This is a genomic window from Streptomyces sp. NPDC001851 (assembly GCF_040297165.1).
Classification (GTDB): domain Bacteria; phylum Actinomycetota; class Actinomycetes; order Streptomycetales; family Streptomycetaceae; genus Streptomyces.
Genome location: NZ_JBEOYR010000005.1, coordinates 154,583 through 180,962, shown reverse-complemented (window position 1 = coordinate 180,962; position 26,380 = coordinate 154,583). Strand labels below are relative to the sequence as shown.

The following is a 26,380-nucleotide window of genomic DNA, read 5'->3' as shown; positions in this document are numbered from 1 at the left end:
CCAATAGACGGTAAATTCCGTATCGGGCAGGGAAGTTGATGTCATATCAGCCGGCCGTACCGGGCGAAGTGCCGCACAACGGCACACTCAGAACGCCGTTCGCAGCTGCCCCACTTCGCGTCCCCCGCCCAGTACCGGCGCATGTGCGACGCGTTCCACGACCGGTGCCGTCACCCCCATGAGACCCAACACGCGGGCGAGCACAGGGCCCAGGGCGCGGGCGCCGCCGTCGTCGATCTTGAGGGCCAGGGAGCGGCCGTCGGGCAGGGCGAGGGCCTGGACGGCCTCCGCGCCCGCCTTCGACAGCGCGCCCGGTATGTCCCTCATGAGCCAGGTGTCGTGGCGGCGGGTGCCGGCGACGTACTCGGGGTGGGCGCGCATGGCGTCGGCGACCCGCCGTTCCGGCGTTCCGGGCGCGGCGAGGACGTACGCGCGGAAGGCGCGGGCGAGACCGGTCAGGCTGATCGCCATCAGCGGTGCCCCGCAGCCGTCCACACCGACAGCGGCCACCGGCTCGCCGGCCGCCTCCTCCACGACCGTGCGGATGAGCAGTTGCAGCGGATGGTCCGGGTCACGGTAGGACGCCAGCGGCCAGCTCCGGAGCGCGGCGGCGGCCAGCATCGCCGTGTGCTTGCCGGAGCAGTTCATGGCCACGCGGTCACGCCGGCCGCCCGCTGCCAGGTAGGCCTCCTGCTCCTCCTGGTCCAGCGGGAGGGCGGGCGGGCACCGCAGGTGCTCCGGGGTCAGTCCGTGCTCGTCGAGCATCGCTCGCACCAGGTCCCGGTGGAAGGGCTCGCCGGAGTGGCTCGCGGCCGCCAGGGCCAGCCGCTCTCCCGTGAGGTCGAGACCGGCCCGGAGCACGCCCGCCGCCTGCATCGGCTTGTTGGCGGAACGCGGGAAGACAGCGGACGTCACATCACCGATGGCCCACTCCACCGAACCGTCCGCGGCGAGCAGCACCACACTTCCCCGGTGCCGCCCTTCGACGAATCCGGAGCGGACGACCTCGGTGAGGACCGGGTTGCAGGAGTCGTCCGACGTGGTGGCTGTGACGGGCTGGGACATCGGCGGGTCACCTTCCGGTGCGGCATCGGCTCGCGTCACCGTACCCGCCGGCCGCCACGGCGCGGCGGGCGACCGCAGGCCCCTCGCGTCACTTGCGCCAGAACAGGTGGTGCGTCACGCCGCTCCGGCCGGGCACGACATCGAGGTGGTAGCGGTCGCGCAGCTCATCGGGTGACTCCCACAGCCGTGCCCCGGATCCGAGCTTCACCGGTGCGACCGCCACGTGCAGGGTGTCCACCAGGCCGGCGTCGAGGAACTCCCGGATGGTGGTGGCCCCGCCGCCGAGCCGGACGTCCTTGCCCTGTGCCGCCTCCCGGGCCTGTTCGAGGACCGCGGCCGGGTCGCCGCCGACGAAGTGGAAGGTGGTGCCGGCGAGCGTGAACGAAGGACGCCTGTGGTGGGTCATGACGAACACCGGGGTGCGGAACGGAGGCTCGGCTCCCCACCAGCCCTGCCACTCGTGGTCCTGCCAGGGACCGCGCTGGGGACCGAACTTGTTGCGGCCCATGATCTCGGCGCCGATGTTGCGGGCGTAGTCCCGTGTGAAGTAGTCGTCGAGGCCCCGGCTCCCTCCGGGCTCGGTACGCATGGGCCAGCTCGCGGTGGCGCCGGCCCAGGCGAACAGGGCCGCGGGGTCGGCGTGCCCGAACGGCCTGTCCAGGCTCTGGTGCTCACCGGCGCCGTATCCGTCGGTCGAGACGTTGAAGTTCTGCACCCTCAGCAGCTGATGCACGGCTCTCCTCCCGTGTGGTCGACGGCGGTTGGACTGCCGGGGCCGGAGAAACTCATCGGTGCGGCGAAGCGGGGCCGCCCGAGCCGGGCGACCCCGTCCGTGTGTGCGGCGCGGCCGTCGCGGCTCAGTTCAGCGTGAGGGCCGCGGAGTCGTTGCGGCTGTTCGGGTCGAACGCCGGCCGGTGGGAGTGGGCGGGATCCGGGCCCCAGACCACCTGGACGCTTCCCTTGGCACGGGTGACCACTTTGTCGACCCGGAGGGTCAGGGTGAAGCCGGTGACGTTCCCCTTGGGCAGGACGAAGCCCGACGGGCCGCAGACGTACGGGCCGTGAGCCTCGGCCGCCGGGTTGTCCAGCTGCCATGGAGAGCAGTTGGCCGAGTGGCCGACCGCGGTGGTACCGGTCGGGAGCGTCACCCAGACGGCGGGCACCCCCTCCCCGCCACTGCGGTCGTACAGGGTCGCCGGACCGTTCGCGGACAGACGGAAGGCGAGGGTCGCGTTCTTGCCCTGCCCGGCTGTCGCACGGGCGCCGGTGACACCGAAGTCGGCGGTGTTGCGGGCCCGGAGGGAAGCGATCCGGTAGCCGGTGACCTCGCCCGTCTGCGGCAGGGAGACGGAGCCCGCCGGAGCCGAGGACCGCCGGCCCGCCTTGATCACCTTGAGTGCGAGCGTGGCGCCCTTGCCCCACGTCCACTTGAGGCCCTGATCGTCCGGCCAGCCCGGCTGACCGAGGGGCGCGGTGAGGGTGTCGAGGGTGGTGTACAGCGCCGTGGAGTTCACGCGCAGCCGCACCGGTGCGGCCAGGGCCGCCGTCTCCCCGATGGCGATCGCGCCCTTGGGGTAGCACTCCGCGAAGTGGATGGTGCCGTTCGACCCGTACTTGCAGTTGGCGTAGTGGTCGGCGAAGTCGAGGCCGGGTGAGGCGGCCAGGACCGTCTGGACGCCCTTGGCGGGTCGGTTGCCCACGTTGCTGAACCGGACCGGTTCGGACACCGTGCTGTCGACCTTCAGGCCGGTGTGGTCGGTCAGGTTGTCCAGGCCGAAGGAGGGGCCGCCCACCTCGACCTTGCCGGTGCCGCCCACGATCTGCGCGTGCGCGGACCGCCCGGTGACCTTGTACGTGCCCACCGCGCCGAGCGCGGCGCCCTTGAGCGGGGTCAGGGTCAGCCCGGTCATGGCGCCCATGTGCGTGGTGGGAGAGGAGTCGGACTCGAACTCGTCCGAGCAGGTGGCCACCAGGCCCTCGGCCGTGCAGTTGTGGGAGAACGTCACCTTGGCGATCTTCGACAGGCCCCGGGCGTCCACGGTCAGGGTGGCGTCGTCCGCCCGGAGGTTCTTCGCCCTGGTCCGGAACTCGAAGTGCACGTCCGCGGTGGCGGGCGCGGCGGGCAGGGCGACCGGCTCCGGGGTGTCCAGGGTGATCACCGGCCGGCCGGTGACGGCGCCGGCCGGGGCGGCGCCCAGCAGTGCCGCGGCCAGGCCCGCGGCGGAGAGGAACACCGCGGCCGTACCGGTGAGGGATCTTCGTCTCATCAACGTCCTCTGCTCGGAAGGAGGTTTGCGCGCAGGAGTGCGCGGTCAGACGGACCTTAGCCCCTGGGCTCTCCGAACTCACCACCCATATCGCTGCTCACCGTGTTACGCCCCTGTGACTCCGAACGGACGATTCGAGGACCACCGCCTGTCAGGCTCGGCTTGGAACAGAGCGGCAGGCGGTCGCGTGGCCTTCAGCGATCAGGACGACGCCGGAGCGGCTCTGGCGCAGTTGCACCCAACGACCTGACCTGTCGACGCACCTGGGGGAACCCCGTCATGACCACCCGCACCCGCACCATGGCCGCCGCCATCGCCGTGGCCGCGGCCGTCACCGGCTCGGCGCTGCTGGGCGCCTCGGGCGCCGCCTCGGCCGCCACCAGCGCCCCGCACGGGACCCTGAGCATCAGCAACGGCACCAAGTACGTGCTGATCGGCGGCCACAAGGTGGACTTCGGGGTGCCCGTCCGGGATCTCGCCTGGTCCCCGGACGGCGCCAAGGCCGCCTTCGTCGACGGCTCGGGCAACCTGGACATCGCCAACCCCGACGGCAGCGGACGCGTCGTCGTCGCCAAGAACCCCGGCAACCAGAACTGGTCGCACCCGACCTGGCAGGTGGCCGCGAAGGACGCCCAGAACGGCATCCCCGCCAAGGACAACCTCATCTTCGCGGCGCGCGCGAACGGTGTCTCCCGGCTGAAGGTCATCTCCGCCAAGTCGGTCCACGGCACGCCCAGGACGCTGTCCCTGTACGGCGATCCGGGTCCGGGCGGTGCGCTTCCGCAGACCGGCAACGTCTGGCCGAACGCGGCCGGCCACTACGGCACCTCGGTGTACGCCAACGACCACACCGGCGACGTCTACATCCGGGACGACTACCTGCGCCAGCAGGGCAGCAAGCTCACCCAGGGCTCCCAGCCGGACCTGTCCCCGAACGAGGAGCAGGTCGTCTTCGTACGCTCGGTCGCCGGCCACGACCACGTACTCGTCGAGGACTTCATGCACGGCAACCACATCAAGGACCTCACGCCGCACGCCACGACCGACTACACCGAGCCGGCCTGGTCGCCCGACGGCAAGACCCTGGCGGTGCGCACCCCGTCCGGTACGGTGACGCTGCCGGCCGACGGCACGGGGCACCCGGTCAAGGTCACCTCGACGGTCGGTCTGGCGGCGTACCGCCCCTGACCTCCGCTCACGGGACGGGCCGGGCGCGTCCGGGGCGCGAAGTGCGGGTCACTTCGCCGACCGGGCGAGCTCGGCCCGCAGTTCGTCCAGGTGCGCGTCGGACGTGTCGTGCGGCAGGAACTCGACGACGTCGAGGAACCGGAAGAGCACCCGGCTGCCGGTGACGGCGTACTCGTACGCACCGAACCCCACCACCGCGCCCATGGCGCCGCGGACGGCACCCCGTACCACATGGGAGGTCATGTCGTCCGGCTCCGCCGCGGACATACCGCGCCGGGCGTTGGGCCGGGCCAGATAGGGGCACACCATCGAGGCGTACAGCATGCACGCGCGGTGTCCCGGTCCTTCGAGGGTCGGCGCCAGATTGCGGTAGGGCCGCCCGGCCGCCAGCGCCTCCCCGATCGCCGCGCTCTCCGCGGCGCCCACCACACGCCACACCGGCCCCTGCGGCATGCCCTGGTTGCACACCGAACACAGACGCTTCCGCGCACACACGGCGCTGCGCTCGTAGTCGGTCAGCGCGAACTGGGGCTCCTCCCCTTCCCAGGGAGTGATCGCCGGCACCGGATACCCGCGAGCGTCACGGGGTCGTGCCTCGACCGCCGCCGGCATGGGAACACTCTCGAATCGCACAGGCCATGCCTACCAGGCCCGACGGCTTCCGGCCAAGGCCGCGGGAGACGACCGCCGGGGACCGGGCAGATGGTTGGCTTCGGCGTATGAACCTCGCGGACGACATGCCATCACCGGAGACCGGCCCTGCCCCGACCGCTTGCGACGCGCCCCCGTTCGCTCCCGAACTGGCCGCTGCGCTCAGCGGTCCGGCGGAGGGGGCCCGAGAGCCGCTCACCCCGCAGAACCTTGCGGAACGGCAGGAGCGAGATGCCGTGGCCCGGCCCAGGCCGACGGTCCTGGAGCTGCGGGCCGAGGGCCGTTTCGAGGTGGAGGAGCTGCATGTGCCGGGGCCGCCGGGCGGGCCGGAGGTCACGCTCGTGAGCGGACGGCCCGCCGGGATCGCGGGGCCGCTGCCCCTGCTGTACTACATGCACGGCGGCGGAATGATCATGGGCAACGCCTGGTCCGTCCTTCCCCGGCTCCTCCGTGACTGGGCCGCACCCCTCGAACTGGCCGTCGTCTCCGTCGAGTACCGGCTGGCACCCGGGGCGCGGTATCCCGCGGCGCTGGACGACTGCTACGCCGGACTCGCCTGGTTGGCCGCGCACGCGGCCGGACTCGGCATCGACGCCGGCCGTGTCGTCGTAGGGGGAAAGAGCGCCGGCGGCGGACTGGCCGCGGCACTCGCCCTGCTCGCCCGGGACCGGGGCGGGCCCGCGGCGATCGGGCAACTGCTGCTGTCCCCGATGCTCGACGACCGCGCTGACACGTTCTCCAGCCACCAGATGGCCGGCATCGACCTCTGGGACCGCACCTCCAACGCGACCGCGTGGCGGGCGGCGCTGGGCGAGCGGTACGGCGCCGCGGACCTGCCGCCCTACGCCGCTCCCGCCCGCGCCACGAGACTGTCCGGGCTGCCCCCGGCCTATGTCGAGGTCGGATCGGCGGAGACCCTGAGGGACGAGGGCGTCGCCTATGCCCAGGCGATCTGGCGGGCCGGAGGGCATGCCGAGCTGCATGTGTGGCCCGGTGCCTTCCACGGCTTCGACACCTTCGCGCCGGGGGCGGCTCTCAGCCGGGACGCCCGCGACGCCCGTACCCGCTGGCTTCGGCGCATCCTCACCCCGGCGCGATGACGGCGCAGGCGACAAGAGCGTGGGCCGGGTGCGGGAGCCCGTCCGCGGGCCAGTCGGTGCGGCACCGTCACGGCGCCTCGGGGCTGCCCCGTGGGATCCGTCTCAGGTCGGTCATCAGGGAGTCCAGCCACGCCACGGTGGCGTAGTACAGGCGCGGCGCGCCGGGCGGCTCGGTGCCGGGCGCCTCCAGGGCCGGATCGACCAGCGGAATCCGCCCGGCAGGGGTGTCCGCTCCGGGATCCAGGGCCGCCGACACCAGCAGCATCCGTCCGGCCACCCGCTCCCCCAGCCCGCTGACGGACCCGGCCGCCGCGGGGTCCAGTCCGGTCAGCGGCGGTGTCAGCAGCCGGTCGGCCCCCCACAGGGTGTGGTGACCGGCCATCAGCGTGGCCTGCCAGTCCACGGTGCGCAGCCCGGCCCCGCGCGCCGCGCCGCCGAAGGGCACCGGCTCGCTCTGGAACTGCGCGTACGCGGACTCGGCGAGGATGATGGCACGCTGCAGCGACCGGTGGCCGGGTACGCCCGAGGAAGCGGGCACCGCACCGCCGCACGCCACCGAGGCGCCGGTCGCCACCACGATCTCGGCCGCGCGGCGCAGGAGTTCCGCCGCGGCGTGCCGCAGCTCGTCATGGGCGCCGCGCGGCCAGGCCAGCAGTCCGAAGACGGCGCCGATCACGCTGCCGACCAGCACGTCCAGCATCCTGACCTCCGCCAGTCGCCAGGTCGGCGGAGCCAGCTGGGCGAAGACCAGCGCCACGAGCACGGTGAACAGGCCCTGCGCCCAGCCGACGCCCTTGACCGGGCCGAGCGTGAAGGCGCACAGCATCCACACGGGCAGGACGACGGCGTAGACGGTGGTGTCGGTCCCGGCCAGGCTCAGTACGCCGGCCGTGACGAGGGCTCCCGCGAGGGTGCCTGCGAGTGCCAGCCGGATGGTGCGCCAGGTCTCGTCCATGGTGGTGCGGGTCAGGGTGAGCGTGGCCAGCGTGGCCCAGAATCCGTGCGGCAGCGTGTCCAGCCCCGCCACGAGCCGGGCGGCGGTCAGGGCCAGGGCGATGCGGACGGCGTTCTGGAAGAACACCGACCGGCGCCCGGCATGGCCCCGCGCCCGGTGCCACCACAGCACCGGCGCCCGGGCCCTGGCATACCAGAAGCGGCCGTACGGGATCCGCACCGGGGCGTGTCTGCCGTGCACTGCCAGACCGGCCGCGGTGGCCATGGCGAGCGCGGCGTCGGCGATCTCCAGGACGGCGGCGTGCCGGCGCAGTACGGCAGGCGGGAACTCCGGCGCGCGAGCGGTTCCGCGTACGGAGTCCGCGGCGGGGGGCGGGCCGGCGGACGCCGACCCCTCAGGGGTGAACGGGCCGGTGCACGTGGAGTCGCCGGTGGGGAGGGGGCCCGCGGACGCCGCTGACAGGCGCGCTCGCGTGCTGACCAGGTCGTCGTACGGCGCCGTCGGCGACGCCCCGGCGTGCAGACAGGTCGCGGTCGCCGTGGCGAGTCGTGCCACGGCCTGCAGTACGGCGGTCACCTCCGGGCCCGGGTGCCCGTCCGGCGCGGCGGGCAGCTGGACCAGGCGGCTGAGGAGGGTGCGCGTGGCGAGGCCGGTGTGGGCCAGGGCGCGGTCGCGTACCCCTGGTCCGGCCGGGCGTTCCGCCTCCGGCACCATCAGGGACCGCAGTGACCGGCCGGCCTCCCGGGCTTCCCGGATGTCCAAGTCGGTCAGGGCGTACGGCGGTGCCGCGAGCAGTGTCGCGTCGTGTGCGGCGGTGCGTGCGGCGTGGGTGGCCCGGGCCCGGTAGGACGGCGGGCTGGGCTCGGGCAGGAGCAGCGCCTCGGCGGCGATGAAGAGGGCCAGCCCGGTGGTCGTACCGATGAGTCGCTCGGGGAGCGTGCCGGGGGCGTAGGGCGGGAAGGACGGGAGGATGTAGAGGAGTTGCAGGCCCGGCGCCGCTCCTGCCGGGCGCGGGCCGCCCACGGCGGCGAAGGCCAGCGCGAAGCCGACCGCCAGCATGCCGACGACGGCGCTCCAGGTCCGCACCGACAGCCAGGTGCCGACGACGACCAGCAGCCAGCACACCGGAAGCAGCCGCAGCACGGTCGCGGCTTGCTGCCGGCCGGTGCCCGGGATCTTGGCGAGTCCGCCCAGGGCCACGGCGGCGAACAGGGCGTACGTGGCGGCCACGGGACGGTCGAGGCCGTAGCGGAAGAGGTAGAAACCGGCCGCGGCGACCAGTGTCACGCGTACCGCCCGGCGGGCCGGGCCGGCGTAGTCCGCCCGGCTCCGACGGGCTGGGACACCACCCACCCCTCCAGAATCGCCCACCTGCGACCGCCCGGCACGCCGCCGACGTGTCACCCCGGGGTGAAGCGGATCGGTGTGCCCGCCGCCGCCTGGGCGACCGCCGCGAGGGCGGGCTCGGCGACGACGCCGATCACCGGGTAGCCGCCGGTCGTCGGGTGGTCGTGCAGGAAGACCACCGGGCGCCCGTCCGGGGGCACCTGCACGGCGCCGAGCACCATGCCCTCGCTCGGCAGTTCGCCGGCCGGCATCCGCTCCAGCGGCGGTCCCTCGGTGCGCAGGCCGATGCGGTTGCTGTGCTGGGACACGCGGTACGTCGCCGAGGTGAGGGTGTGCAGCGCGGCGGGTGTGAACCAGTCGGTGCGGGGGCCGAGGCGCAGCGGCAGGGTCAGTTCGGTGGGCGGCGCCGGCCAGGGAGCGCTGTCGGGCAGCGCCGGCTGTGGGGCGGGAGTGCCCACCGGCAGGACGTCCCCGTCGCGCAGGGGCGCCGGGCCGAGCCCGGAGAGCAGGTCCGTGGCACGGCTGCCGAGGACGGGCTCGACGGCGATGCCGCCGGCGACGGCCACGTAGGAGCGCACACCCGCCGTCACGGCCCCCACGTCCAGGACGGCGCCCGCGGGCACCCGTACGGGCAGTCCCCAGGCGGCCGGCCGGCCGTCGACGGTCACCGGGCAGGGCGCGCCGCCGGCCACGACGGTCACGCCGCGGTCGGGGCGCAGGGCGCAGCCGGTCAGGGTGGTCTCCAGGACGGCGGCCTCGGGGGTGTTGCCCAGGAGCCGGTTGGCCAGGCTCATGGCCGGGGCGTCCAGGGCGCCGGAGCGGGGCACGCCCAGGTGGGCGTGGCCGCGTCGGCCGCGGTCCTGGACGGTGGTGAGGGCGCCGGAGCGTACGACGGCGAGCCGGACGGTCATGGTGTGCCGTCCTCGGCCACGAACCGCACCCGCGTTCCCGGCGTGAGCAGCGCCGGTTCCTCCCGGGTGAGGTCCCACAGCGGGGTCGGGTCCGGCATGGTCCCGATCAGCTGCCAGCCGCCGGGGGTGGCGCGCGGGTACACGGCGCTGTAGGGGCCGGCGAGCGCGACCGCGCCGGCCGGGACCCGGGTGCGAGGGGTGTCGCGGCGCGGGACGTGCAGCTCGGTGGGCAGGCCGGTGAGGTAGCCGAAGCCGGGGGCGAATCCGCAGAAGGCGACGCGGTAGGTGTACGAGGTGTGCCGGGTGGCGACCTCGTCGGCGCCGACGCCCCACAGGGCGGCCACATGGGCCAGGTCGGGGCCGTCGTAGCGGACGGGGATCTCCACCACCGGCCCGTCGTCGGCCGGATGGGCCGGCAGGTCCCACTCGGCGATCCGGCGGGCCAGTGCCTCCGGGTCGGTGACACCGTCCAGGAGTACGGTCCGCGCGCCCGGCACGATCTCCTCGACCGGCGCGAGGGTTCCCGCGGCACGCCGTCGCAGGAGTTCGGCGTGGAAGGCTCCGGTGCGCTCGGCGTCGGGCAGTTCGACGAGCAGGGCGTGCCGCCCGGCGGGGCGCACGTCGACGGACCGGCTCTCGGTCATGCGAATGCCCTCACCTCGACTCCGGCCGCGTCGAGTGCCTCGCGGACCCGCGCGGCGATCCGGGCGGCGCCCGGGGTGTCGCCGTGGACGCACAGGGAGCGGGCGGCCACCGGCACGGTCGTGCCGTCCACGGCCTCCACGGCCCCGTCCACCGCGAACGCCAGGGCTCGCCGGACCACCTCGTCCTCGTCGGTCACCAGGGCGCCCGGCTCGCGGCGTGGCACGAGCGTGCCCGCGGGGGTGTAGGCGCGGTCCGCGAAGGCCTCCGGTACGGCGGTGAGGCCCGCCTCCTCGGCGGCGGTGAGCAGCCGTGCCCCGGGCAGGCCGAGCACCGGCAGCGCGCCGCCCGCCAGGCGCACGCCGGCCACCACGGCCGCGGCCTGCTCGGCGTCGTGCACGGTGCGGTTGTAGAGCGCGCCGTGCGGCTTGACGTAGGCCACCTCGGCGCCGGCGGCCTCGGCGAAGACGCGCAGCGCCCCGATCTGGTAGGCGATCTCGGCCGCCAGCTCGTCGCCGGGCACGTCCATGGCGCGGCGGCCGAAGCCGGCCAGGTCGCGGTAGGAGACCTGGGCCCCGATGCGGACGCCGCGTTCGGCGGCGAGGTCGCAGACGCGGCGCATCACCGAGGGGTCGCCGGCGTGGAAGCCACAGGCGACGTTGGCGCTGGTCACGACGGAGAGCAGGGCGTCGTCGTCGGTGAGGGTCCAGCGGCCGAAGCCTTCACCGAGGTCTGCGTTGAGGTCGATCACATCTCCAACGTAGGCGATTGTTGAACGATCCGACAAGAGATTGATTTTCCGGCCCTACCCCTTGTTCGATCGTTGAACGATCCCCTAGGGTCCCGGGCATCCCTCACGGATCCGGACCCCCGGATCCGCGCCGCTCGGGCATCCCGCCCGCTCACGCCTAAGGCAGCCGCATGATCGTTCTCCTCGGCGTGGTCGTGGTGATCCTCGGATTCGTCACGCGCCGCAACCCCGTCCTCGTGGTGGGCGTCGCCGGTATCGTCACCGGACTGCTCGGCAGGCTGAGCCCGCTGGGGCTCCTCGCAGCCTTCGGCCGGTCCTTCGCCGACAGCCGCTCGGTCACCGTCTTCGCCGTCGTCCTCCCCGTGATCGGCCTCCTGGAGCGCTACGGCCTGCGCGAACAGGCCCGCAATCTGATCGGACGGCTGGGCAGCCTCAGCGCCGGCCGGTTCCTCACCGTCTACCTCCTGATCCGCCAGATCACCGCCGCCCTCGGCCTCACCAGCATGTGCGGTCCCGCGCAGACGGTACGGCCGCTGGTCGCGCCCATGGCCGAGGCCGCCGCCGAGCGCACGGCGGGTGCGGCGCTGCCCGAGCGCGTGCGGGAGAAAGTGCGTTCCTACGCCGCGTCCTCGGACACCGTCGGCCTCTTCTTCGGCGAGGACTGCTTCATCGCGATCGGCTCGATCCTGCTGATCACGGGCTTCGTCAACTCGACGTACCACCAGAGCCTCGAACCGACCCGGCTGGCCCTGTGGGCGATACCGCTCGCCGTCTGCGCCTTCCTCGTGCACGGCGCCCGGCTGCTCCTCCTGGACCGGCAGCTGCAGCGGGAGATGGCGCTCGCCGCCGCCGAACACGACCTGCCGCTTCCGAAGGAGAACAGCAAGTGATCAAGGTCGAGTGGCTCTACTGGCTGGTGGGTCTCGTCTTCGTCGTCATGGCCGCGCAGATGGCCGCCGACCGCAGCAACCCCAAGCGGTGGACGTCCGCCGCGTTCTGGGGCCTGCTCGGACTCACCTTCCCCTACGGCACCGGCGTCGCCAACGCCACCGCGAAGAACGGCGGCTGGACGCTGCCCGCCCAACCGCTCGGGGTCGCGGTCCTCGCGCTCATCGTGCTCGCCGGATTCAACTTCCTCGGCAAGGGCACACCCGTCACGAGCACCACCGAGGAACGCGAGGCCTCCGCCGCGCGGCTCGGCAGCAGGATCTTCGTCCCCGCCCTGACGATCCCGCTCGTCGCCATCCTCTGCGCCTCCCTCCTCGACACGTCCGGCCTGTTCGAGACCGGCAAGGCGACCCTCCTCGGGCTCGGCGCCGGCTGTCTCGTCGCCCTCGTCGTCGGCATGCTGGTCACCGGTGAGCGGAAGCTGTCCGCGCCGCTGCACTCCGGGCGCTCCATGCTGGAGGCCATGGGCTCCGCCCTGCTGCTGCCCCAGCTCCTCGCCGTACTCGGCTCGATCTTCGCGCTGGCCGGGGTCGGCACCCAGGTCGGCAAGATCGTGCACGAGATCCTGCCGGACCACTCGAAGTACCTCGCCGTCCTGGCGTACTGCGTCGGCATGTTCCTGTTCACCATGATCATGGGTAACGCGTTCGCCGCGTTCCCCGTGATGACCGCGGCGATCGGCTGGCCGGTCCTCGTCGAGCAGATGCACGGCAATCCGCCGGCCGTCCTCGCGCTCGGCATGCTGGCCGGCTTCTCCGGAACGCTGTGTACGCCCATGGCCGCCAACTTCAACATCGTCCCGGCCACCCTGCTGGAACTGAAGGACCAGTACGGGCCCATCAAGGCGCAGATCCCGACGGCTCTCCCGCTGCTGGCCTGCTCCACCGCGATCATGGCACTGTTCGCGTTCTGAGCGGACCGACGCCCCTCGTACAGACCGACGCCCTCGCGAAGGAAGTGCCATGACCCGCGTGCTCATCACCGGCTTCGCCCCCTTCGACGGCCAGCAGGTGAACCCGTCCTGGCAGGCCGCCTCGCTGGTGGCCGCCGAGCCTCCGGCCGGGCTCACGGTCACCGCCACCGAACTCCCCTGTGTCTTCGGCGAGTCCGTCGACATCCTGGGCGACGCCGTCCGCGCTTCCCGCCCCCACCTGGTCCTGTGCCTGGGCCAGGCGGGCGGCCGACCCGGCGTCACCGTCGAACGGGTCGCCATCAACGTCGACGACGCCCGCATTCCCGACAACGCCGGCAACCAGCCCGTCGACGAGCCCGTGGTCCCGGGCGGCCCCGCCGCCTACTTCTCCGCCCTCCCCGTCAAGGCCTGCGTCGCGGCGTTGCGTGCCGCCGGTGTGCCGGCCGCCGTCTCCCACACGGCCGGCACGTTCGTCTGCAACCACGTCGCGTACGGCCTCGGTCACCTCATCGCCACCGAATTCCCGCACACCCGGGGTGGTTTCGTGCATGTGCCCTGGGCGCCGGAACAGGTCGTCGACGGCACCGCCCCGGCCCTGGAGCCCACCACCGTCGCCCGTGGACTGCGCGCCCTGCTGCTCGCCGCCGCCGGCACCCCGGCGGGCCACGACCTGAAGGTCACCGAGGGAACCACCCACTGATGGCGCCGCATCCGGTGCGCCACGGGGACCACCCCGGCAGCGCCTGCCGGACCGGTCCGCCGCCCAGCCCGGCCCGGGCGGCACCACACCACGGGGGAACGGCCCCTCACTCCCGCCGAGTGGCAGCGCCCTCCCCGCCGGGCTCGGTACACGCCGTCCGCAGGACCGCGCGCCGCCCCCGCAACCCGCCCCTCTCCAGCCGGGCGTGAACCTCGGCTGCCGCGCTCAGCGGGAAGGCCTCGATACTCCTCGGGCGCAGCGCGCCCTGGCCGAACAGGTCGTTGATGTACGCGGCGGCCGCGGCGAGTTCGCCGGGGGTCGCGTGCGAGATCACGAAGCCCACGACGGAGCGGTCGTACATGTACAGCGCCCTGGCGGGCAGTACGGGGCGCGTCCCGATGCCGGCCAGCAGCACCACGCGGCCCCTGAGGGCGAGCAGTTCGACCGTGGTCTCCAGGTCGTTGACACCCGCCGTGTCCAGGTACAGACCGATCCCCGCCGGCGCCGCCCCGCGGATGTGCTGGGTGAGTTCCGGATCCCGGTAGTCGAACACCTCGGCCGCGCCCAGCTCCGCGCAGTACTCCGCGTCCCGCGCGCCGGCCGTGGCGAGGACCCGGGCTCCGGCCCGCACCGCCATGGTGACCAGTGCACTGCCGACACTGCCCGCGGCGCCGGCGACCAGCACGGTCTCCCCCACGCCGAGCCGTCCGTGGACGAACAGCGCCAGATACGCGGTCGCCGCCGGATGGACCGCTGCCACCGCCTCGTACGGATCGACTCCCTCGGGCAGGTGGTAGAGCCGGTCGGCCGCCACCACCGCCTGCTCCGCCGCCGCGCCCTGCCGCCCTCCGTGCCCGAGGCTGTTGCACCACACCCGGTCCCCGACACGGAAGCCGGTGACGCCGGGGCCCGCCTCGGCGACCGTACCGACCAGGTCACGGCCCACGACGAAGGGAAAGGCCACCGGTGTGGGGAACAGCCCCGACCGTACGAACGTGTCCACCGGGTTGACCGCGGTGGCGAGGACGTTCACCCGTACGTCGGTGGGCCCCGGCCGGGGAGCCGGGATCTCGCCGTAGCGGATGACGTCCGCGGCCCCCAGCTCCTCGATGTACGCAGCACGCATGTCACCGCATGCTTCCAAGGGACACAGCGCCGGGCAACCGCACGGGTCCGTCCGGCGGTCGCCGTCACCAGCGCACTGCGGTGAAATCGATGGGCTGTGGCCGCAGCTCCCTGGTACGGGCTGTCAGCCGGCGCAGTCGCCGGGCCATCTCGTCGGCGGGGAGGCGGCGGCGGTCGCCGTGGCCTGGCAACAGCCACTCGAAGCGCAGGCCGCCGACGGTCCGGGCCAGGGAGGCGGCCAGCTCGCCGATGGAGTACCAGGTGACACTCTCAGCCACCTCGACATCCCCCGTGGTGCGCGACCAGTAGAAGCTGTCGCCGCTGAAGCAGTACCGCTCGTCCGCGACGAAGAGCACGCTGCCTCGTGTGTGGCCGGGCAGCGGGTGGGCGATCACGCCCTCGGCGATCTCGGCCGGGTCGGTGCCCCGCAGCACACGGTCGGCGTCCGGGGCGGCATCGAGGTCTCCCTCGTGGATCCAGAGCCGGGCACCGAAGTGGTCGGCGTAGCTGCGCCCGTGGGCGGCGTGGTCACGGTGGGTGATCAGGACGTCGGTGACGGGGCCCAGCGCCTCGTAGCGTGCGGCCAGCGCGGTGCTCCAGCGCGGGGTGTCCACCATCATCGCGGTGCCGCCGGGGCGGCCCAACAGGTAGGAGTTGGCCCCCGCGGTCTGCCGGGAGTTGTGTCCGCACAGGTACACGGTGTCGTCCAGGGCCATCGGGAAGGGGTCCAGCGCCGCGTCCAGCCGTCCGCCCGGGGGATGGACCGACCGGGTCTGGCAGGCGTGTGCGGCGGCGTGCAGCTGCCGTTCCTCGGTCCGGTCGCGCGGCTGGCGCAGCACGGCCGCCCGTCCGTCGACCTCACCGATCAGGCCGGGGGCGAGCTGCCGCGCCACATCGCAGTTCGCGCATCGTCCGTCCACGTACCAGCCGTCCTCGGACCGTTCCTCGCTCATGGCGGATTCCTCCCGCAACGTGGCCAGCCGGCCTGGCCTCTCGCCTTCCAGGGGTATCCGGGCCGCCCGGAGAAAGGAAGAGGGCCCGGATCTTGAACTTGCGGCAGGGCGCCGCTCTGCCTGCACGGTGCGCACGGGCCGGCCGAGGACGCCGCCCGGATCACCGTGCCGGTGCCGTTCCTGGCCCCGTGGGACGGCCACAGCCGGTCGGCGGGCGGACGCCTTCCGTCGCCCTGGCGCCCGCCACGGCCGGCCCGGCTGCCGTGCTGGGCGGGCCTGCCGCAGCCCGCTCCCGGTCCGCGCCCGCAGGGCCGGACGCGTTGCCGGGCCGTAGGGGCGCGGACGGGACCGGAGTCGGCGCGCGCGGCCCACGCGGCGCGGCGTCGGCCCGGCGGTGAAGGGGAGGCGGCCCGGGCGGGCGGTACTGCCGTCCGCGCGGGGACGAGCCGTTCGACGGCACGCGGTCCTGCTCCCTCCCGCACGTGCCCCTCGACGCCGCCGTGGAACGGGACACCGATCCGCAGACCCTGCGCTGCACCGGGCCGGATCCGGCCTCCCGCGTGCACTACCCCATCGCCCGCGACGCAGCCCTACGAGCCCGTGCCGCCGCCACCGGGTCCGACGCCCGTCCCTCCCCGCCGTACGCGGAGCGGGCCTCGGCCCAACGCGCCCGTCTCGACGTGCGGTTGCTGCCGGCGTCCGCCACCGGACCCTTCCCGCAGACCGCCGCCCTGCGCGGCGGCCGGATCGGCGCGGACCGCTGCGAGGAGCGAGGGAGCGGATCAGGGCGGAGCCCAGGAGGTGACCGGCCGCCAGGAGAAGGCCGGACAACCCCGGCCTCGGCGCAGCGGTCCGGGGCGCTCCCCTCTTGATCGTCACGGGTCGTGCTGTCGGGGATGTCGGACTGCGCGCAGACTGGAGGGGAGCGGCTCGCCGTGACGGCGTGCGACGACATTGGGAGGCCGCCGTGCGATTGGAAGAGTTCCTGGCCCAGGTCCGTGAACGCGGGGAGTACCGCAGCCGGGAGGAGGCCGAGCAGGTCTGCGAGGCGGTGCTGTGGGTGCTCGCGACCCGGATCTCCCCGGAAGACGCCGACGAACTGGCGGCACGCTTGCCCGCGCCCCTTGACGAGGCCCTGCATCTGGACCGGGGGCGTCCGGAGTCGTTCGACTGCGACGAGTTCCTGCGGCGCGTGTCCGTGCAGACCGGTGCGCGGCCGCGCACCGCGGAGTGGGACGCGGACGCCGTACTGTCCACGGTCGCCGACGCGGTCCCGGACCCGCAGCTCGACCACCTCCTGTCCCAGCTGCCGGCCCGCTACGCCGAGTACTTCGGCAGGCCGGATCCGAGCTGACGGGCGGCTTCCCGGACGTCGTCACCTGGACGTCCTCGCCCGCGCGCGGGCTCGGAGCCGGCCGGTCACCCGTCCTTCCGCTCCCGGGGGGTGCGCAGCTGGTCGTCGCACCACTGCCTGGCCGACTCGGCGACCTGTTCCAGGGCGCCGGGTTCGGCGAACAAGTGCGTCGCCCCCGGAACGACGGACAGGGTGTGCGGGGCCCGCAACCGCCGGGCCGCTTCCTCGTTCAGCTCCTGCACCTGCTGGTCCTGGCCGCCGACGAGCAGCAGGACCGGGGCCCGCACCAGTTCCAGGGCCTCGCCCGCCAGGTCGGGCCGGCCGCCTCGGGACACCACGGTCAGCACCCGGTCCGGCCGCTCGGCCGCGGCCACCAGCGCCGCGGCGGCACCCGTACTGGCGCCGAACAGGACGACCGGGAGGCCGCGGGTGTCGGGCTGCGTGCCCAGCCAGTCGATCGCGGCCACCAGGCGCCGGCCGAGGAGCGGGATGTCGAAGCGGTGCTCGCCGGTCAGGGCGTCGTGCCGCTCCTCCCGTTCGCTGAGCAGGTCCATCAGCAACGTGCCGAACCCGGCGGTACGCAGCTCGGCGGCCACCATCCGGTTGCGCGGACTGTGCCGGGAGCTGCCGCTGCCGTGCGCGAAGAGCACCACGGCCCGCGCCGCCGTCGGGACCACGAGGTCACCGGAGAGCGTGGCGTCGCTGGTGGGCACGAGAACCAAGTCGGAGATCATCGGCATCACTTCTTCCACGCCTGCCGATCCGTCGGATCGCGACGACCCGGACATCCCCCACCGCATACCCACCATATCGGCCAGAACCTCCTGGTGCCGGGTCGGAGGCGCCCGGGGCCATCGCGGCGGTCCGGACCGCCGCGATGCGATCGGCCAGGCGCGGAGCGTGACCGCGGCGCGGGTGGGGCACCGGCCATGGCGTCAGAGAGCGAGCAGCCCCGCTGTCGTCTCCTGGAAGCCGCAGGCATCGAAGTAGAACGGGCGCAGGTGGTCCTCGAAGTCCACGTGCAGCCACTGGCACCGCGCGGCGCGGGCTCGCTCGGCCGCCGTCGCGACGAGGGCGGTGCCGACTCCCTTGGCGCGGCGGTGTTCGGCGACCACCGTGTCCAGGATGAAGGCGTGCACTCCCCCGTCCCAGCCGACGTTGACGAAACCGATCAGTGCCCCGTCCTCCCGGGCGCAGACCCAGCCGAGGCTGTGGCGGTGCAGTCGCTCTCGCCAGTCGGTCCGGCCGGCCGGGTGGCCGAAGCCGTCGGCGTGCAACGCGTCGAGGGCCGCGTTGTCGAACTCGCCCCGCCACTCATAGGTGATCGTCATGTCCGGATCGTAGGGTCACGATCGCGCAGGCCGCCCGGCAGGGCGGCGGTGGCGGCCGTCAAGGGGGCGGTGGCGGCCGTCAGGGCGATGGTCCGGCACGCTTCGCGCGTGCGTGTCCGGGTGGCCGCCGGACCGCTCGATCGCGGTCCGGCGGCGGGTCCTGTCGGACGGTCAGAGCCTGGCAGGACCCTGGACCCGGCCGGCCGCCGCTAGTTGCGGCGTCCCGCCCGATCGTGGACCACGCTGTCCCGGTCGCTGCCGGGTGCCGCTACGGAGCCGTGGGCTCCGGTGCCGGCCGCCGTCACCTCGCTCCGGTCGCCGTGCCCCGGCCACCACGCGGCGTGGCCGATCAGGGCGGTGAGGCTCGGGGTGAAGAACATCGCCATCACGAAGGCGGCGACGGCGATGCCGAAGGCCACCGCGAAACCCATCTCCATGAGCAGCGAGTTGCCCGCCAGCATCATCGTGGCGAAGGTCGCCGCCAGGATGAAGCCGGCCGCGGCGACGGTCGGCCCGGCGTGCCGCAGCGCCATACCGGCCGCCTCGCGCGGCTCGCGGCCCTCGCGGGCCTCCTCGCGGAGCCGGGCGATCATGAGGATGTTGTAGTCGGTGCCGATGGCGACCACGAACAGGTACATGATCACCGGGAGGGTGAACAGCAGCCCCGGGTGACCCTGCCCCTTCTGGAAGATCCACACGGTGGCGCCGAGGGTGGCGCCGAAACCGAGGCCCACCGAGGCCATCAGATACCAGGGGGCGACCACGCTGCGCAGCAGCAGGCCCAGGATGACCATGATGAGCAGGGCGGCCACCGGGAAGACGGTCCGGTAGTCGTGGTTGACCGCGGCGTTGATGTCCTTGTAGACCGAGGACATGCCACCGACGACCGCGTCGGTGCCCTCGGGGGCGTCCGCGTGGGCGACGTCGCGCACCCGGCCCACGGCGTCGATCGCCTTGTCCGTCGACGCCTCGTACTGGAGCGTGACGGTGAAGTCGGCGGTGGTGCCGTCCTTGTTCAGCTGGGTCATACGGGCGCTGGCGACCCCGTCCACGGCCCCGAGCTTCTGCGCGTACGCGGCGAAGCCGGACTTGTCCAGCGGCTTTCCGTCGGTGCTGGACAGGTAGACGTCGGTGGGTGCCGCGGCGCCCGCGGAGTACGCCTTCTGCATCTGGTCCTGGACGACCATGGACTCCTTGGTCTTGGGCATGGAGCCCGACGCCAGGTCGAACGAGGCCTTGTAGCTCAGGGCGCCGAGCGACAGCACGACCAGGACGAGACCGGAGACCCCGGCGGTCAGCGCCGGGCGGCGTCGTACACCACGGCCGAGGGCGGCGAACCGGGCGTTCTCCGGTTCCTTCTTCCACGACTTGGAGGGCCAGAAGACCTTCGGTCCGATGAGCGAGACGACGGCCGGGATCAGGGTCAGGCCCGCGACGAGCGTGGCGGCGACCGCGATGGCGAGTGCCGGGCCCATCTGCTTGAGGAAGCCCAGCGTGGACAGCACCAGCGCGAGGAAGGCGATGATGACGGCGCCGGCCGCGGAGGCTATGGCCTCGCCGACCCGGTCCACCGCGTTGATCATGGCCTGCTTGGGCTCGTCGCCGGCGCGCAGCCGTTCGCGGTACCGGAACATCAGGAACAGGAAGTAGTCCGTGCCCACGCCGAAGAGCACGACGATGAGGATCTCCGTGATCGAGCTGTTGGCCTGCAGGTCGAACAGCTTGGTGGCGTACGCGATCAGGCCGTTGGCGACCGCCGACACCAGGCCGATCAGTACCAGGGGAAGTACGGCCAGGATCGGTGCCCGGAAGATGATCAACAGGGTCACCAGGATGATCCCGAAGGTGCCGAAGGCGATCAGCGCCTGGCCACGTTGGGACGAGTCCTGCTGGTCGAGCGTCTGTGCGGCGGAGCCGCCGAGCTTGACGTCGAGATGCGTGCCCTTGGCCAGCGCCTTGACGTCGTCGCGCAACGCCTTGGCCGCGTCGCCCTGTTTGGGCTGGCCGGCGTTCTTGCTGTCCATCTGGACCAGGGTCATGTCATACCTGCCGTCCTTGGACGGCGGGCCGGGGACGACCTTCTGCACCTGGTCGATGTGCTTCTTGCCCAGTTCGGTGGTGATCCGGGCGACGTCCTGCTTGTCGGCGGCGGTCAGCTTGCCGCCGTCCGTGCGCTGGTACAGCGCGATGGCGGACGGGGTGAAGGCGCTGGGGAACGCCTTCTGCTGAAGATCCGCCGCCTTGATGGATTCGTAACTCTTGGGCAGAAAGCTGCTCTCGTCACTGTTCGAGGGCAGACTCGGCGCGGTGGCGACGATCGCCACCGCGGCGATCAGCCATGCCACGATCGTCCACACGGGATGTCGGACGACGGTGTTGCCAATACGTCGGAACATGCGGAAGGTCCTCCTGGACAGGAAGATCACCGCAGCCCGGGGAGCGGTCCCTGGCATCGGCGACCCCGAACGGCGCCTGGGTGAAGGGCCGTTCGAATGGTTGTCTTGAAGCCACATGGTAGTGGCCGGATAAAAAGATCATCTCATGAGGGCCATCGGTCGCCCGGACAGCCGTTCAGCCGAGGACGAACGGGAGTTGGGCGGCGAGGTCACCCAACGCGGCCCGCTCCGCGGTGGTCGGCGTGCGGCGTCCGGTGCCGAGGAGCAGCGCTTCCTCGTCGGAGAACGAGGCGGGGAACGGGGACCCGGCGATCTTCTCCAGCGACGCGCGGGCCGCCGCGAGGGTCTCGGCCGGCGGCCCGGCGGCCGACGGCAGCCGGGCGATCAGGTCGAGATGGTGCAAGGTCCACTCGACCACGTACGCGGACAGGTAGTCGCCGACGGTCAGCACCTGGTCGCGGGTGCTGACGCACAGGGCCGGATCGGCGAGGCGGGCGGCGCGGCCCACGGCGGAACCGAGGTCGTCCAGGTGGAACTTCAGCAACCGCGGTTCGCCGTACGCGGCGGCCAGCCGGGGGATCAGCGCATCGAGCGGGTCATCGCCGGTCGGGGACTCGACCAGCTTCCAGTAGGTGGCCGCGTCCACGGTCGGTTCGGTGTCGGCGGGCGTGACAAGGGTGATCAGGACGTCCTGGGCGTCGATGACCAGGTGGCACACCAGGTCCCGTACCAGCCAGCCGGTACAGCCGGACGGCCGCTCGAAGTCCTCGTCCGTGAGTTCGGCGACCGCGCTGAGCAAGGCCGTCCAAGAGCGTGAGAAGAGTTCCACCGCAGCAAGGTAGTGCGGGGGCGGAAGGGCGGACAAACGGATTTCGGCGGCTCACCGCGCGGAGGCCGACAGCCGGTAGGAGCCGGCGAGGTCCCGCACCTCCACCGAGATGACCGCCTGCTCCTCCGGGCCGCCGGCCGCCGGCAGATGCTTGGCGAGCAGCGCCAGTACGCTCTCGGACAGGTGCGCCTTCTGCGCCTCGGGGCGGCCGGGCATGAGGCCGATCTCCACGTGCACGAAGGCGGTCTCCGTACTCGGGCCGTCCCCGACGTACGTCACCACCGGACGGACCAGCGTCTTGCAGACGCCCGACGTGCCGGATTCCTCGACCACGAGCGGGTGCAGCTCCTTCACCAGGGCACCGGGGTGGAAGGTGCCGGCCAGGTGGGAGGAGTAGTCGATGGTGAGGTGCGGCATGAAGGACCTTCCCCTGTGCCCGTAGTTTCACTAGGCAACTATTTTCCCTCATGCCGCCGCAGACCTTCACCGCGCCCCCCGAGCCCCTGGGGCCCCGGTCAGCCGAGGCCGAGCACGCTCATCGTGCGCTCGGCCATGCGCTGTTCGCCGAGCGCGTTGGGGTGCACCGGGACGATGTTCTGCCCGAAGAGGAGCGGCTCGATCCACCGGGTGCCGACGGCCTGGCACGCGTCGTGCCCCTCGGACGCCTGCGAGAAGTCGACGTACGTGGCCCCGGTCTCCTCGGCGGCGCGCCGCACGACGGCGTTGAGATGGGCCTGCAGGGCGTGCAGGTACGGCACGTCGCCGGAGGCGACCGGCAGTTGGGCGAAGCAGGACGGGTCGGCCTTGGCCGGGGTGATCCACGGGTAGCCCAGCACCGCGATCCGCGCGCCCGGCGCCTTGGCCCGGACGCTGTGCAGCGCGCTCCTCAGCGCGGGGTAGGTGTGGGCGTCGATGGCGTCGTCGAAGGAGCTGCCGTAGGTGTCCTTGCAGGGGCTGCCCTGGCCCCCGCTGAGGATCCCCGCGGTGCCGCAGGCGAGCATGGCGCCGATGAAGGTGTTGTTGTCGTTGCCGCCGATCGTCAGCGTCACCAGGTCGGTGTCCGCGGTGACCGCGTCCGCCTGCGGGGCGACGCCGGGGTACTGGGACTGGGTGAAGTCCTTGGTCTGGGCGGCGCCACAGGTGACGTCCGTCAGCCGGGCGCCGGTGCGGGCGGCGATGACGTGGGGGTAGTTGGCCGTGGAGCGCAGGCAGACGAGGTTGCCGGCGTCGACGGGCAGGACGCCCGAGGCCGCACTGTAACTGTCGCCGAGAGCGGCGTAGTTCAGGGTGGTCGTGGCGTGCGCGGGAACGGCGGTGACGCCGAGGGCCAGCGCACCGGCGAGTGCGGAGGTCGCGGCGATGGCACGGCGCAGGGCGGGCAGGGGCATGGCTCTCTCTTCTCGGGGTGGGGACACGGAGCACAGCGGGCGGGCATGGGGGTGCCCGGGCGTGTGCGGATGCGCGAGAATGCGGCGGCTCAGAGCAGGTGGGCGTACCGGCCGTCGGGGCGTGGGCGCGTGTGCGCACGCACGGCGAGGGCCGTGAAGTGGGGGTTCGCGGGATTACCGCTGGGTACTACCGATAGGTAATGTGCGGCTGGGGCACCGCCGAGTCAACGTTGTTGACAGAGATTCTTGAAACCTTACGGAGTCGTGACGCGGTGGCCGCGTCCCTCGGTCAAGGGGGCGCGCCCGTCTAGCGTGACCGTATGCGTGTACTGGTCACCGGCGGTGCCGGGTTCATCGGGTCCCATGTCGTCGAGGCGCTGCGGGCGGGCGGGCACGAGCCGCTCGTGTACGACGTCCGGGCCGATCCGCGCGCCGACGTGCGCGACCGCGCGGCGCTCGCCCGCGCCCTGTCCGGCGTGGACGCGGTCTGCCACCAGGCGGCCATGGTGGGTCTCGGCAACGGTGTCACGGACGCGGCCGACTACGTCTCCGTCAACGACCTGGGCACCGCCGTCCTGCTCGCCGCGATGGCCGGGGCGGGCGTACGACGGCTGGTGCTGGCCGGGTCGATGGTGGTGTACGGAGAGGGCCGCTACGACTGCCCGGTGCACGGCGTCGTACGTCCCGGACCCCGGGCCGCGGCCGACCTGGAGGCGGGCCGCTTCGAACCGCCCTGCCCGCGGTGCGGCGCACCGCTCACCCCCGGCCTGGTCACCGAGGACGCCCCGCCCGACCCGCGCAACGTCTACGCCGCGACCAAGCTCGCCCAGGAGCACCTGTCGGCTGCCTGGGCCCGCGCCACGGACGGTACGGCGATCTCGCTGCGCTACCACAACGTGTACGGCCCCCGGATGCCCCGCGACACCCCGTACGCCGGCGTCGCCTCCTTCTTCCGCTCGGCCCTTAAACGCGGCGACGCTCCACGGGTGTTCGAGGACGGCCGGCAACGGCGCGACTTCGTTCACGTCCGGGACGTGGCCGCGGCCAACGTCACCGCGCTGGAGGCCGCGCCGCACCCCGGGACCCTCACGGCGTACAACACCGGCAGCGGCGAGCCGCACACGGTCGGCGACCTGGCCCGCGCCCTGTCAGCCGCGCACGGCGGCCCGGACCCGGTCGTCACCGGTGAGTACCGCCTGGGCGACGTCCGCCACATCACGGCGGACTCCTCCCGGCTGCGCGCGGAACTCGGCTGGAAGCCCGAGGTGGGCTTCGCGGCGGGAATGCGGGAGTTCACGCGAACGCACTGAGCGTGTCCGCCCGCACGGGACGGCATCGCCGTTGATCATGGCGTTGCTTCGCGGAAAATCCGCATGAACCAGTCGAAAGGACAGCCATGTTGCGACGGACCCCGAGACCAACCCGCGCGCAGGTCGCGGCGCTGCTCACCGCGCCGGTGCTCGGCCTGGGCCTCCTCGCCCCGACGGCCTCCGCGGACACCCCGCCGCCCGGCCAGAGGCTCAGCAGCAGCGACGTCATCGGCAGGGTGTGCCAGCACGCGGGCGTGGACGACGACGGGGAGGGCTCGGGCCTGTCCTGCGAGAAGGACATCGCACCGCTGCTCTCCCGCATGATCGGCCCGGGGAGCGGGATCAGCTGCCGAAGCGAGTCCGCGACCGACATCGTCTGCCGCCCCGACAAGTGACCGTTCAGGCCTCCGCCGTGGGCAGGGTCACCTCGAAGCGGCAGCCGCCCGGGATGTTGCGGACCGTCGCCCGGCCCTGATGGGCCTCGACGATGCCCCGTACGATCGCCAGCCCCAGCCCCGCCCCGGCGGGCGGGGTGCGGGCGTCGGTGCCGCGCCAGCCGGTGTCGAAGACGCGGGGCAGGTCCTCCTCCGGGATGCCGCCGCAGCCGTCCGTCACCGACAGCACCACACCGTCCGGCGCCCGTTCGGCGGCGACGGCGACCGTGCCGTCGGCCGGAGTCCGGCGGATGGCGTTCACCAGCAGGTTCCCCAGCACGCGGCTCATCTCCTTGCCGTCCACCTCCACGGGCACGGGCTCGACCCGGTCGCCCACCAGCCGTACCCCGTGTTCCCGGGCGAGCGGGTCGGCTCCCGCCAGGGCGTCGCCGACCAGGTCGTACAGGGAGATCCGGGCGGGGCTCAGCGGGAGGGTGCCCGCGTGGATGCGGGAGAGTTCGAAGAGGTCGCCGACCATGTCGTTGAGCCGTTCGACCTCGGTGCGGATCTGCCGGAGGTAGCGGTCGGGGTCGGCGGCCACCCCGTCCTCCAGCGCCTCCGCCATCGCGCGCAGTCCGGCCAGCGGGGTGCGCAGGTCGTGCGAGATCCAGGCGACCAGCTCGCGCCGGGACTTCTCCAACGCCCGCTCCCGCTCGCGGGATTCGGCGAGCCGGGCGCTGGTGGCGGCCAACTCCCGTCCCAGGGCGTCCAGTTCGGCGGTGGCGGGGCCGTGCGGGGCGGCGAAGGCCCCGGCGTCGCCGAAGGAGCGGGCGGCGTCGGTGAGTTCCCGGCTGCGGGCGACCACCCAGCGGCCCAGCAGCAGTGCGGTGGCCAGGGACACCACGGCCGCCATCGCGACCACGGTCGTGACCACGGTCAGGTCGTGCGAGGAGAGGAACATCGCCCAGGCCACGGCGAGCGTGCCGGCGAGCATCGCGACGACGCCGACCGCCGCGACCACGGCCAGCGAGGCGGTCAGCGAGCGGCGCCGGATCAGGCGCAGCGCGCCCGCTCCCGCGACCCCCGCGGCCACGGCCCCGGCGAAGGCGTAGAGGGCGATGAGGAGGATGTCGCGCATGGTCAGAGCACCGCCTCGCCGGGCTCGAAGCGATAGCCCACGCCCCACACGGTCTGGATCAGACGGGGCCGGGCCGGGTCGTCCTCGACCTTGCCGCGCAGCCGGCGGACGTGGACGGTGACGGTCGACAGGTCGCCGAAGTCCCAGCCCCAGACCTCGCGCATCAGGTCCTCACGGCTGTACACCCGGCCGGGGTGCCGCAGGAAGAACGCCAGCAGATCGAATTCCCGCAGGGTGAGGGCGAGTTCGGTGCCGTTCTTGGCGGCCCTGCGGGCGTCGGGGTCGACGGAGAGTCCGGCCGCGGCCAGTCGGTGCCCGGTGGTGACGGGGCGGCTGCGGCGCAGTACGGACTCCACGCGCAGGACCAGTTCGCGGGGGCTGAAGGGCTTGGTGACGTAGTCGTCGGCGCCGACCTCCAGGCCCAGGATGCGGTCGTCCTCGTCGCCGCGGGCGGTGAGCATGATGACCGGCACGGGGCCGCGGTCCCGCATCCGCCGGCACACCTCCAGGCCGTCCATGCCGGGCAGCATCAGGTCGAGCACCACCAGGTCGGGCCGGTGTGCGGCGGCGCGGGTGAGGGCGGTCGGGCCGTCGTCGGCGCGGTCGACCGCGTAGCCGGCGCGGTGCAGGTATCCGGTGACGACCTCGGCGACGGTCGGGTCGTCGTCCACGACCAGGATCCGGGCCGCCTCAGCTGCGGCTTCGGTCCCGTGGGAGGCGTAGGGCGGTTGCATGCCTCCAGCC

General features: G+C 73.1%; 27 protein-coding genes. 9 read left to right on the top strand and 18 right to left on the bottom strand.

What is annotated here, in order from left to right; genetic code table 11:
- Nucleotides 1-87 precede the first annotated feature (87 nt).
- The 3 genes from ABT171_RS09175 to ABT171_RS09165 form a co-directional block, all read right to left on the bottom strand.
- The gene (locus ABT171_RS09175) at nucleotides 88-1,065 is read right to left on the bottom strand and encodes an asparaginase (RefSeq protein ID WP_351241445.1); all 978 of its coding nucleotides are present in this window, start codon (nucleotides 1,063-1,065) and stop codon (nucleotides 88-90) included.
- A gap of 88 nt (nucleotides 1,066-1,153) precedes the next feature.
- Nucleotides 1,154-1,798: a dihydrofolate reductase family protein gene (locus ABT171_RS09170; RefSeq protein ID WP_351241443.1), complete on the bottom strand. Its 645-nt coding sequence runs from the start codon at nucleotides 1,796-1,798 to the stop codon at nucleotides 1,154-1,156.
- 124 nt (nucleotides 1,799-1,922) lie between these two features.
- Nucleotides 1,923-3,332 carry a hypothetical protein gene (locus tag ABT171_RS09165; protein WP_351241441.1) on the bottom strand — a complete coding sequence of 470 codons (1,410 nt, stop codon included), beginning with the start codon at nucleotides 3,330-3,332 and terminating at the stop codon, nucleotides 1,923-1,925.
- 279 nt (nucleotides 3,333-3,611) lie between these two features.
- On the opposite strand from ABT171_RS09165, the gene ABT171_RS09160 reads away from it, so the two are divergent.
- Entirely contained in the window at nucleotides 3,612-4,520 is a 909-nt protein-coding gene (locus ABT171_RS09160) for a TolB-like translocation protein (protein ID WP_351241439.1), read from the top strand.
- Nucleotides 4,521-4,568: 48 nt separating this feature from the next.
- Here ABT171_RS09160 and ABT171_RS09155 read toward each other — a convergent pair whose 3' ends face one another.
- Nucleotides 4,569-5,132, bottom strand: a complete 564-nt coding sequence (locus ABT171_RS09155) for a hypothetical protein (RefSeq protein WP_351241437.1) — start codon at nucleotides 5,130-5,132, stop codon at nucleotides 4,569-4,571.
- 125 nt (nucleotides 5,133-5,257) lie between these two features.
- Here ABT171_RS09155 and ABT171_RS09150 point away from each other — a divergent pair, with 125 nt between their 5' ends.
- The gene (locus ABT171_RS09150; protein ID WP_351241760.1) at nucleotides 5,258-6,271 is read left to right on the top strand and encodes an alpha/beta hydrolase; all 1,014 of its coding nucleotides are present in this window, start codon (nucleotides 5,258-5,260) and stop codon (nucleotides 6,269-6,271) included.
- Between the two features lie 67 nt (nucleotides 6,272-6,338).
- Here the strand turns inward: ABT171_RS09150 and ABT171_RS09145 are convergent, their stop codons facing one another.
- The 4 genes from ABT171_RS09145 to ABT171_RS09130 all read right to left on the bottom strand — a co-directional run bounded on the left by ABT171_RS09145 (nucleotide 6,339) and on the right by ABT171_RS09130 (nucleotide 10,877).
- Nucleotides 6,339-8,513 carry an FUSC family protein gene (locus ABT171_RS09145; protein ID WP_351241435.1) on the bottom strand — a complete coding sequence of 725 codons (2,175 nt, stop codon included), beginning with the start codon at nucleotides 8,511-8,513 and terminating at the stop codon, nucleotides 6,339-6,341.
- A 113-nt stretch (nucleotides 8,514-8,626) separates the two neighbouring features.
- A complete protein-coding gene (locus tag ABT171_RS09140) occupies nucleotides 8,627-9,484 on the bottom strand; it encodes a 5-oxoprolinase subunit C family protein (protein WP_351241433.1) in 858 nt (285 codons plus the stop codon).
- A complete protein-coding gene (locus ABT171_RS09135) occupies nucleotides 9,481-10,128 on the bottom strand; it encodes a 5-oxoprolinase subunit B family protein (RefSeq protein WP_351241431.1) in 648 nt (215 codons plus the stop codon). Before ABT171_RS09135 ends, ABT171_RS09140 begins: the two co-directional genes overlap by 4 nt.
- The gene (locus ABT171_RS09130; RefSeq protein ID WP_351241429.1) at nucleotides 10,125-10,877 is read right to left on the bottom strand and encodes a LamB/YcsF family protein; all 753 of its coding nucleotides are present in this window, start codon (nucleotides 10,875-10,877) and stop codon (nucleotides 10,125-10,127) included. The genes ABT171_RS09135 and ABT171_RS09130 overlap by 4 nt, the downstream gene beginning before the upstream one ends.
- A gap of 170 nt (nucleotides 10,878-11,047) precedes the next feature.
- Between ABT171_RS09130 and ABT171_RS09125 the strand changes: the two genes are divergently transcribed.
- From ABT171_RS09125 to pcp, 3 genes are read left to right on the top strand one after another with little or no spacing between them, the layout of a single operon-like run.
- Entirely contained in the window at nucleotides 11,048-11,767 is a 720-nt protein-coding gene (locus ABT171_RS09125; RefSeq protein WP_351241427.1) for a DUF969 domain-containing protein, read from the top strand.
- Nucleotides 11,764-12,738 carry a DUF979 domain-containing protein gene (locus ABT171_RS09120; protein WP_351241425.1) on the top strand — a complete coding sequence of 325 codons (975 nt, stop codon included), beginning with the start codon at nucleotides 11,764-11,766 and terminating at the stop codon, nucleotides 12,736-12,738. Before ABT171_RS09125 ends, ABT171_RS09120 begins: the two co-directional genes overlap by 4 nt.
- Nucleotides 12,739-12,787: 49 nt before the next feature.
- Nucleotides 12,788-13,438, top strand: coding sequence for a pyroglutamyl-peptidase I (gene pcp, locus ABT171_RS09115; RefSeq protein ID WP_351241423.1), 651 nt, complete (start codon nucleotides 12,788-12,790; stop codon nucleotides 13,436-13,438).
- Nucleotides 13,439-13,544: 106 nt separating this feature from the next.
- Here the strand turns inward: pcp and ABT171_RS09110 are convergent, their stop codons facing one another.
- Both ABT171_RS09110 and ABT171_RS09105 read right to left on the bottom strand, forming a co-directional pair.
- Nucleotides 13,545-14,564 carry an NADPH:quinone reductase gene (locus tag ABT171_RS09110; RefSeq protein WP_351241421.1) on the bottom strand — a complete coding sequence of 340 codons (1,020 nt, stop codon included), beginning with the start codon at nucleotides 14,562-14,564 and terminating at the stop codon, nucleotides 13,545-13,547.
- Nucleotides 14,565-14,628: 64 nt separating this feature from the next.
- Nucleotides 14,629-15,516 (bottom strand): MBL fold metallo-hydrolase, encoded by an 888-nt coding sequence (locus ABT171_RS09105; protein WP_351241419.1) that lies wholly within the window; start codon nucleotides 15,514-15,516, stop codon nucleotides 14,629-14,631.
- A 482-nt stretch (nucleotides 15,517-15,998) separates the two neighbouring features.
- Here ABT171_RS09105 and ABT171_RS09100 point away from each other — a divergent pair, with 482 nt between their 5' ends.
- Together ABT171_RS09100 and ABT171_RS09095 are read left to right on the top strand one after the other, a co-directional pair.
- Nucleotides 15,999-16,388, top strand: a complete 390-nt coding sequence (locus ABT171_RS09100; RefSeq protein WP_351241417.1) for a hypothetical protein — start codon at nucleotides 15,999-16,001, stop codon at nucleotides 16,386-16,388.
- A gap of 95 nt (nucleotides 16,389-16,483) precedes the next feature.
- Nucleotides 16,484-16,870: a DUF2267 domain-containing protein gene (locus tag ABT171_RS09095; RefSeq protein WP_351241415.1), complete on the top strand. Its 387-nt coding sequence runs from the start codon at nucleotides 16,484-16,486 to the stop codon at nucleotides 16,868-16,870.
- A 65-nt stretch (nucleotides 16,871-16,935) separates the two neighbouring features.
- Here the strand turns inward: ABT171_RS09095 and ABT171_RS09090 are convergent, their stop codons facing one another.
- From ABT171_RS09090 to ABT171_RS09065, 6 genes are all read right to left on the bottom strand, one after another.
- Nucleotides 16,936-17,604 carry a dienelactone hydrolase family protein gene (locus ABT171_RS09090; RefSeq protein WP_351241413.1) on the bottom strand — a complete coding sequence of 223 codons (669 nt, stop codon included), beginning with the start codon at nucleotides 17,602-17,604 and terminating at the stop codon, nucleotides 16,936-16,938.
- A 201-nt stretch (nucleotides 17,605-17,805) separates the two neighbouring features.
- The gene (locus tag ABT171_RS09085; RefSeq protein WP_351241411.1) at nucleotides 17,806-18,201 is read right to left on the bottom strand and encodes a GNAT family N-acetyltransferase; all 396 of its coding nucleotides are present in this window, start codon (nucleotides 18,199-18,201) and stop codon (nucleotides 17,806-17,808) included.
- Nucleotides 18,202-18,410: 209 nt separating this feature from the next.
- Entirely contained in the window at nucleotides 18,411-20,597 is a 2,187-nt protein-coding gene (locus tag ABT171_RS09080; protein ID WP_351241409.1) for an MMPL family transporter, read from the bottom strand.
- Nucleotides 20,598-20,772: 175 nt separating this feature from the next.
- Nucleotides 20,773-21,426, bottom strand: coding sequence for a maleylpyruvate isomerase N-terminal domain-containing protein (locus ABT171_RS09075; RefSeq protein ID WP_351241407.1), 654 nt, complete (start codon nucleotides 21,424-21,426; stop codon nucleotides 20,773-20,775).
- A 51-nt stretch (nucleotides 21,427-21,477) separates the two neighbouring features.
- Complete coding sequence (locus tag ABT171_RS09070; protein ID WP_351241405.1) at nucleotides 21,478-21,843, bottom strand: 5-carboxymethyl-2-hydroxymuconate Delta-isomerase; 366 nt, start codon at nucleotides 21,841-21,843, stop codon at nucleotides 21,478-21,480.
- A 98-nt stretch (nucleotides 21,844-21,941) separates the two neighbouring features.
- Nucleotides 21,942-22,814 (bottom strand): SGNH/GDSL hydrolase family protein, encoded by an 873-nt coding sequence (locus ABT171_RS09065; RefSeq protein ID WP_351241403.1) that lies wholly within the window; start codon nucleotides 22,812-22,814, stop codon nucleotides 21,942-21,944.
- Nucleotides 22,815-23,134: 320 nt separating this feature from the next.
- Here ABT171_RS09065 and ABT171_RS09060 point away from each other — a divergent pair, with 320 nt between their 5' ends.
- Complete coding sequence (locus ABT171_RS09060) at nucleotides 23,135-24,124, top strand: NAD-dependent epimerase/dehydratase family protein (protein WP_351241401.1); 990 nt, start codon at nucleotides 23,135-23,137, stop codon at nucleotides 24,122-24,124.
- Nucleotides 24,125-24,210: 86 nt separating this feature from the next.
- The gene (locus tag ABT171_RS09055) at nucleotides 24,211-24,519 is read left to right on the top strand and encodes a hypothetical protein (RefSeq protein WP_351241399.1); all 309 of its coding nucleotides are present in this window, start codon (nucleotides 24,211-24,213) and stop codon (nucleotides 24,517-24,519) included.
- A gap of 4 nt (nucleotides 24,520-24,523) precedes the next feature.
- Here the strand turns inward: ABT171_RS09055 and ABT171_RS09050 are convergent, their stop codons facing one another.
- Together ABT171_RS09050 and ABT171_RS09045 are read right to left on the bottom strand one after the other, a co-directional pair.
- Complete coding sequence (locus tag ABT171_RS09050) at nucleotides 24,524-25,636, bottom strand: sensor histidine kinase (protein WP_351241397.1); 1,113 nt, start codon at nucleotides 25,634-25,636, stop codon at nucleotides 24,524-24,526.
- A 2-nt stretch (nucleotides 25,637-25,638) separates the two neighbouring features.
- Nucleotides 25,639-26,370, bottom strand: a complete 732-nt coding sequence (locus ABT171_RS09045) for a response regulator transcription factor (protein ID WP_351241395.1) — start codon at nucleotides 26,368-26,370, stop codon at nucleotides 25,639-25,641.
- Nucleotides 26,371-26,380 lie beyond the last annotated feature (10 nt).

Coding starts and splice junctions, on each gene's coding strand:
- ABT171_RS09055 (WP_351241399.1), top strand. CDS start 24,211: ATGTTGCGACGGACCCCGAGACCAACCCGCGCGCAGGTCGCGGCGCTG.
- ABT171_RS09050 (WP_351241397.1), bottom strand. CDS start 25,636: ATGCGCGACATCCTCCTCATCGCCCTCTACGCCTTCGCCGGGGCCGTG.
- ABT171_RS09065 (WP_351241403.1), bottom strand. CDS start 22,814: ATGCCCCTGCCCGCCCTGCGCCGTGCCATCGCCGCGACCTCCGCACTC.
- ABT171_RS09090 (WP_351241413.1), bottom strand. CDS start 17,604: ATGATCTCCGACTTGGTTCTCGTGCCCACCAGCGACGCCACGCTCTCC.
- ABT171_RS09085 (WP_351241411.1), bottom strand. CDS start 18,201: ATGACGATCACCTATGAGTGGCGGGGCGAGTTCGACAACGCGGCCCTC.
- ABT171_RS09060 (WP_351241401.1), top strand. CDS start 23,135: ATGCGTGTACTGGTCACCGGCGGTGCCGGGTTCATCGGGTCCCATGTC.
- ABT171_RS09150 (WP_351241760.1), top strand. CDS start 5,258: ATGCCATCACCGGAGACCGGCCCTGCCCCGACCGCTTGCGACGCGCCC.
- ABT171_RS09165 (WP_351241441.1), bottom strand. CDS start 3,332: ATGAGACGAAGATCCCTCACCGGTACGGCCGCGGTGTTCCTCTCCGCC.
- ABT171_RS09110 (WP_351241421.1), bottom strand. CDS start 14,564: ATGCGTGCTGCGTACATCGAGGAGCTGGGGGCCGCGGACGTCATCCGC.
- ABT171_RS09080 (WP_351241409.1), bottom strand. CDS start 20,597: ATGTTCCGACGTATTGGCAACACCGTCGTCCGACATCCCGTGTGGACG.
- ABT171_RS09140 (WP_351241433.1), bottom strand. CDS start 9,484: ATGACCGTCCGGCTCGCCGTCGTACGCTCCGGCGCCCTCACCACCGTC.
- ABT171_RS09160 (WP_351241439.1), top strand. CDS start 3,612: ATGACCACCCGCACCCGCACCATGGCCGCCGCCATCGCCGTGGCCGCG.
- ABT171_RS09105 (WP_351241419.1), bottom strand. CDS start 15,516: ATGAGCGAGGAACGGTCCGAGGACGGCTGGTACGTGGACGGACGATGC.
- ABT171_RS09045 (WP_351241395.1), bottom strand. CDS start 26,370: ATGCAACCGCCCTACGCCTCCCACGGGACCGAAGCCGCAGCTGAGGCG.
- ABT171_RS09070 (WP_351241405.1), bottom strand. CDS start 21,843: ATGCCGCACCTCACCATCGACTACTCCTCCCACCTGGCCGGCACCTTC.
- pcp (WP_351241423.1), top strand. CDS start 12,788: ATGACCCGCGTGCTCATCACCGGCTTCGCCCCCTTCGACGGCCAGCAG.
- ABT171_RS09175 (WP_351241445.1), bottom strand. CDS start 1,065: ATGTCCCAGCCCGTCACAGCCACCACGTCGGACGACTCCTGCAACCCG.
- ABT171_RS09125 (WP_351241427.1), top strand. CDS start 11,048: ATGATCGTTCTCCTCGGCGTGGTCGTGGTGATCCTCGGATTCGTCACG.
- ABT171_RS09155 (WP_351241437.1), bottom strand. CDS start 5,132: ATGCCGGCGGCGGTCGAGGCACGACCCCGTGACGCTCGCGGGTATCCG.
- ABT171_RS09135 (WP_351241431.1), bottom strand. CDS start 10,128: ATGACCGAGAGCCGGTCCGTCGACGTGCGCCCCGCCGGGCGGCACGCC.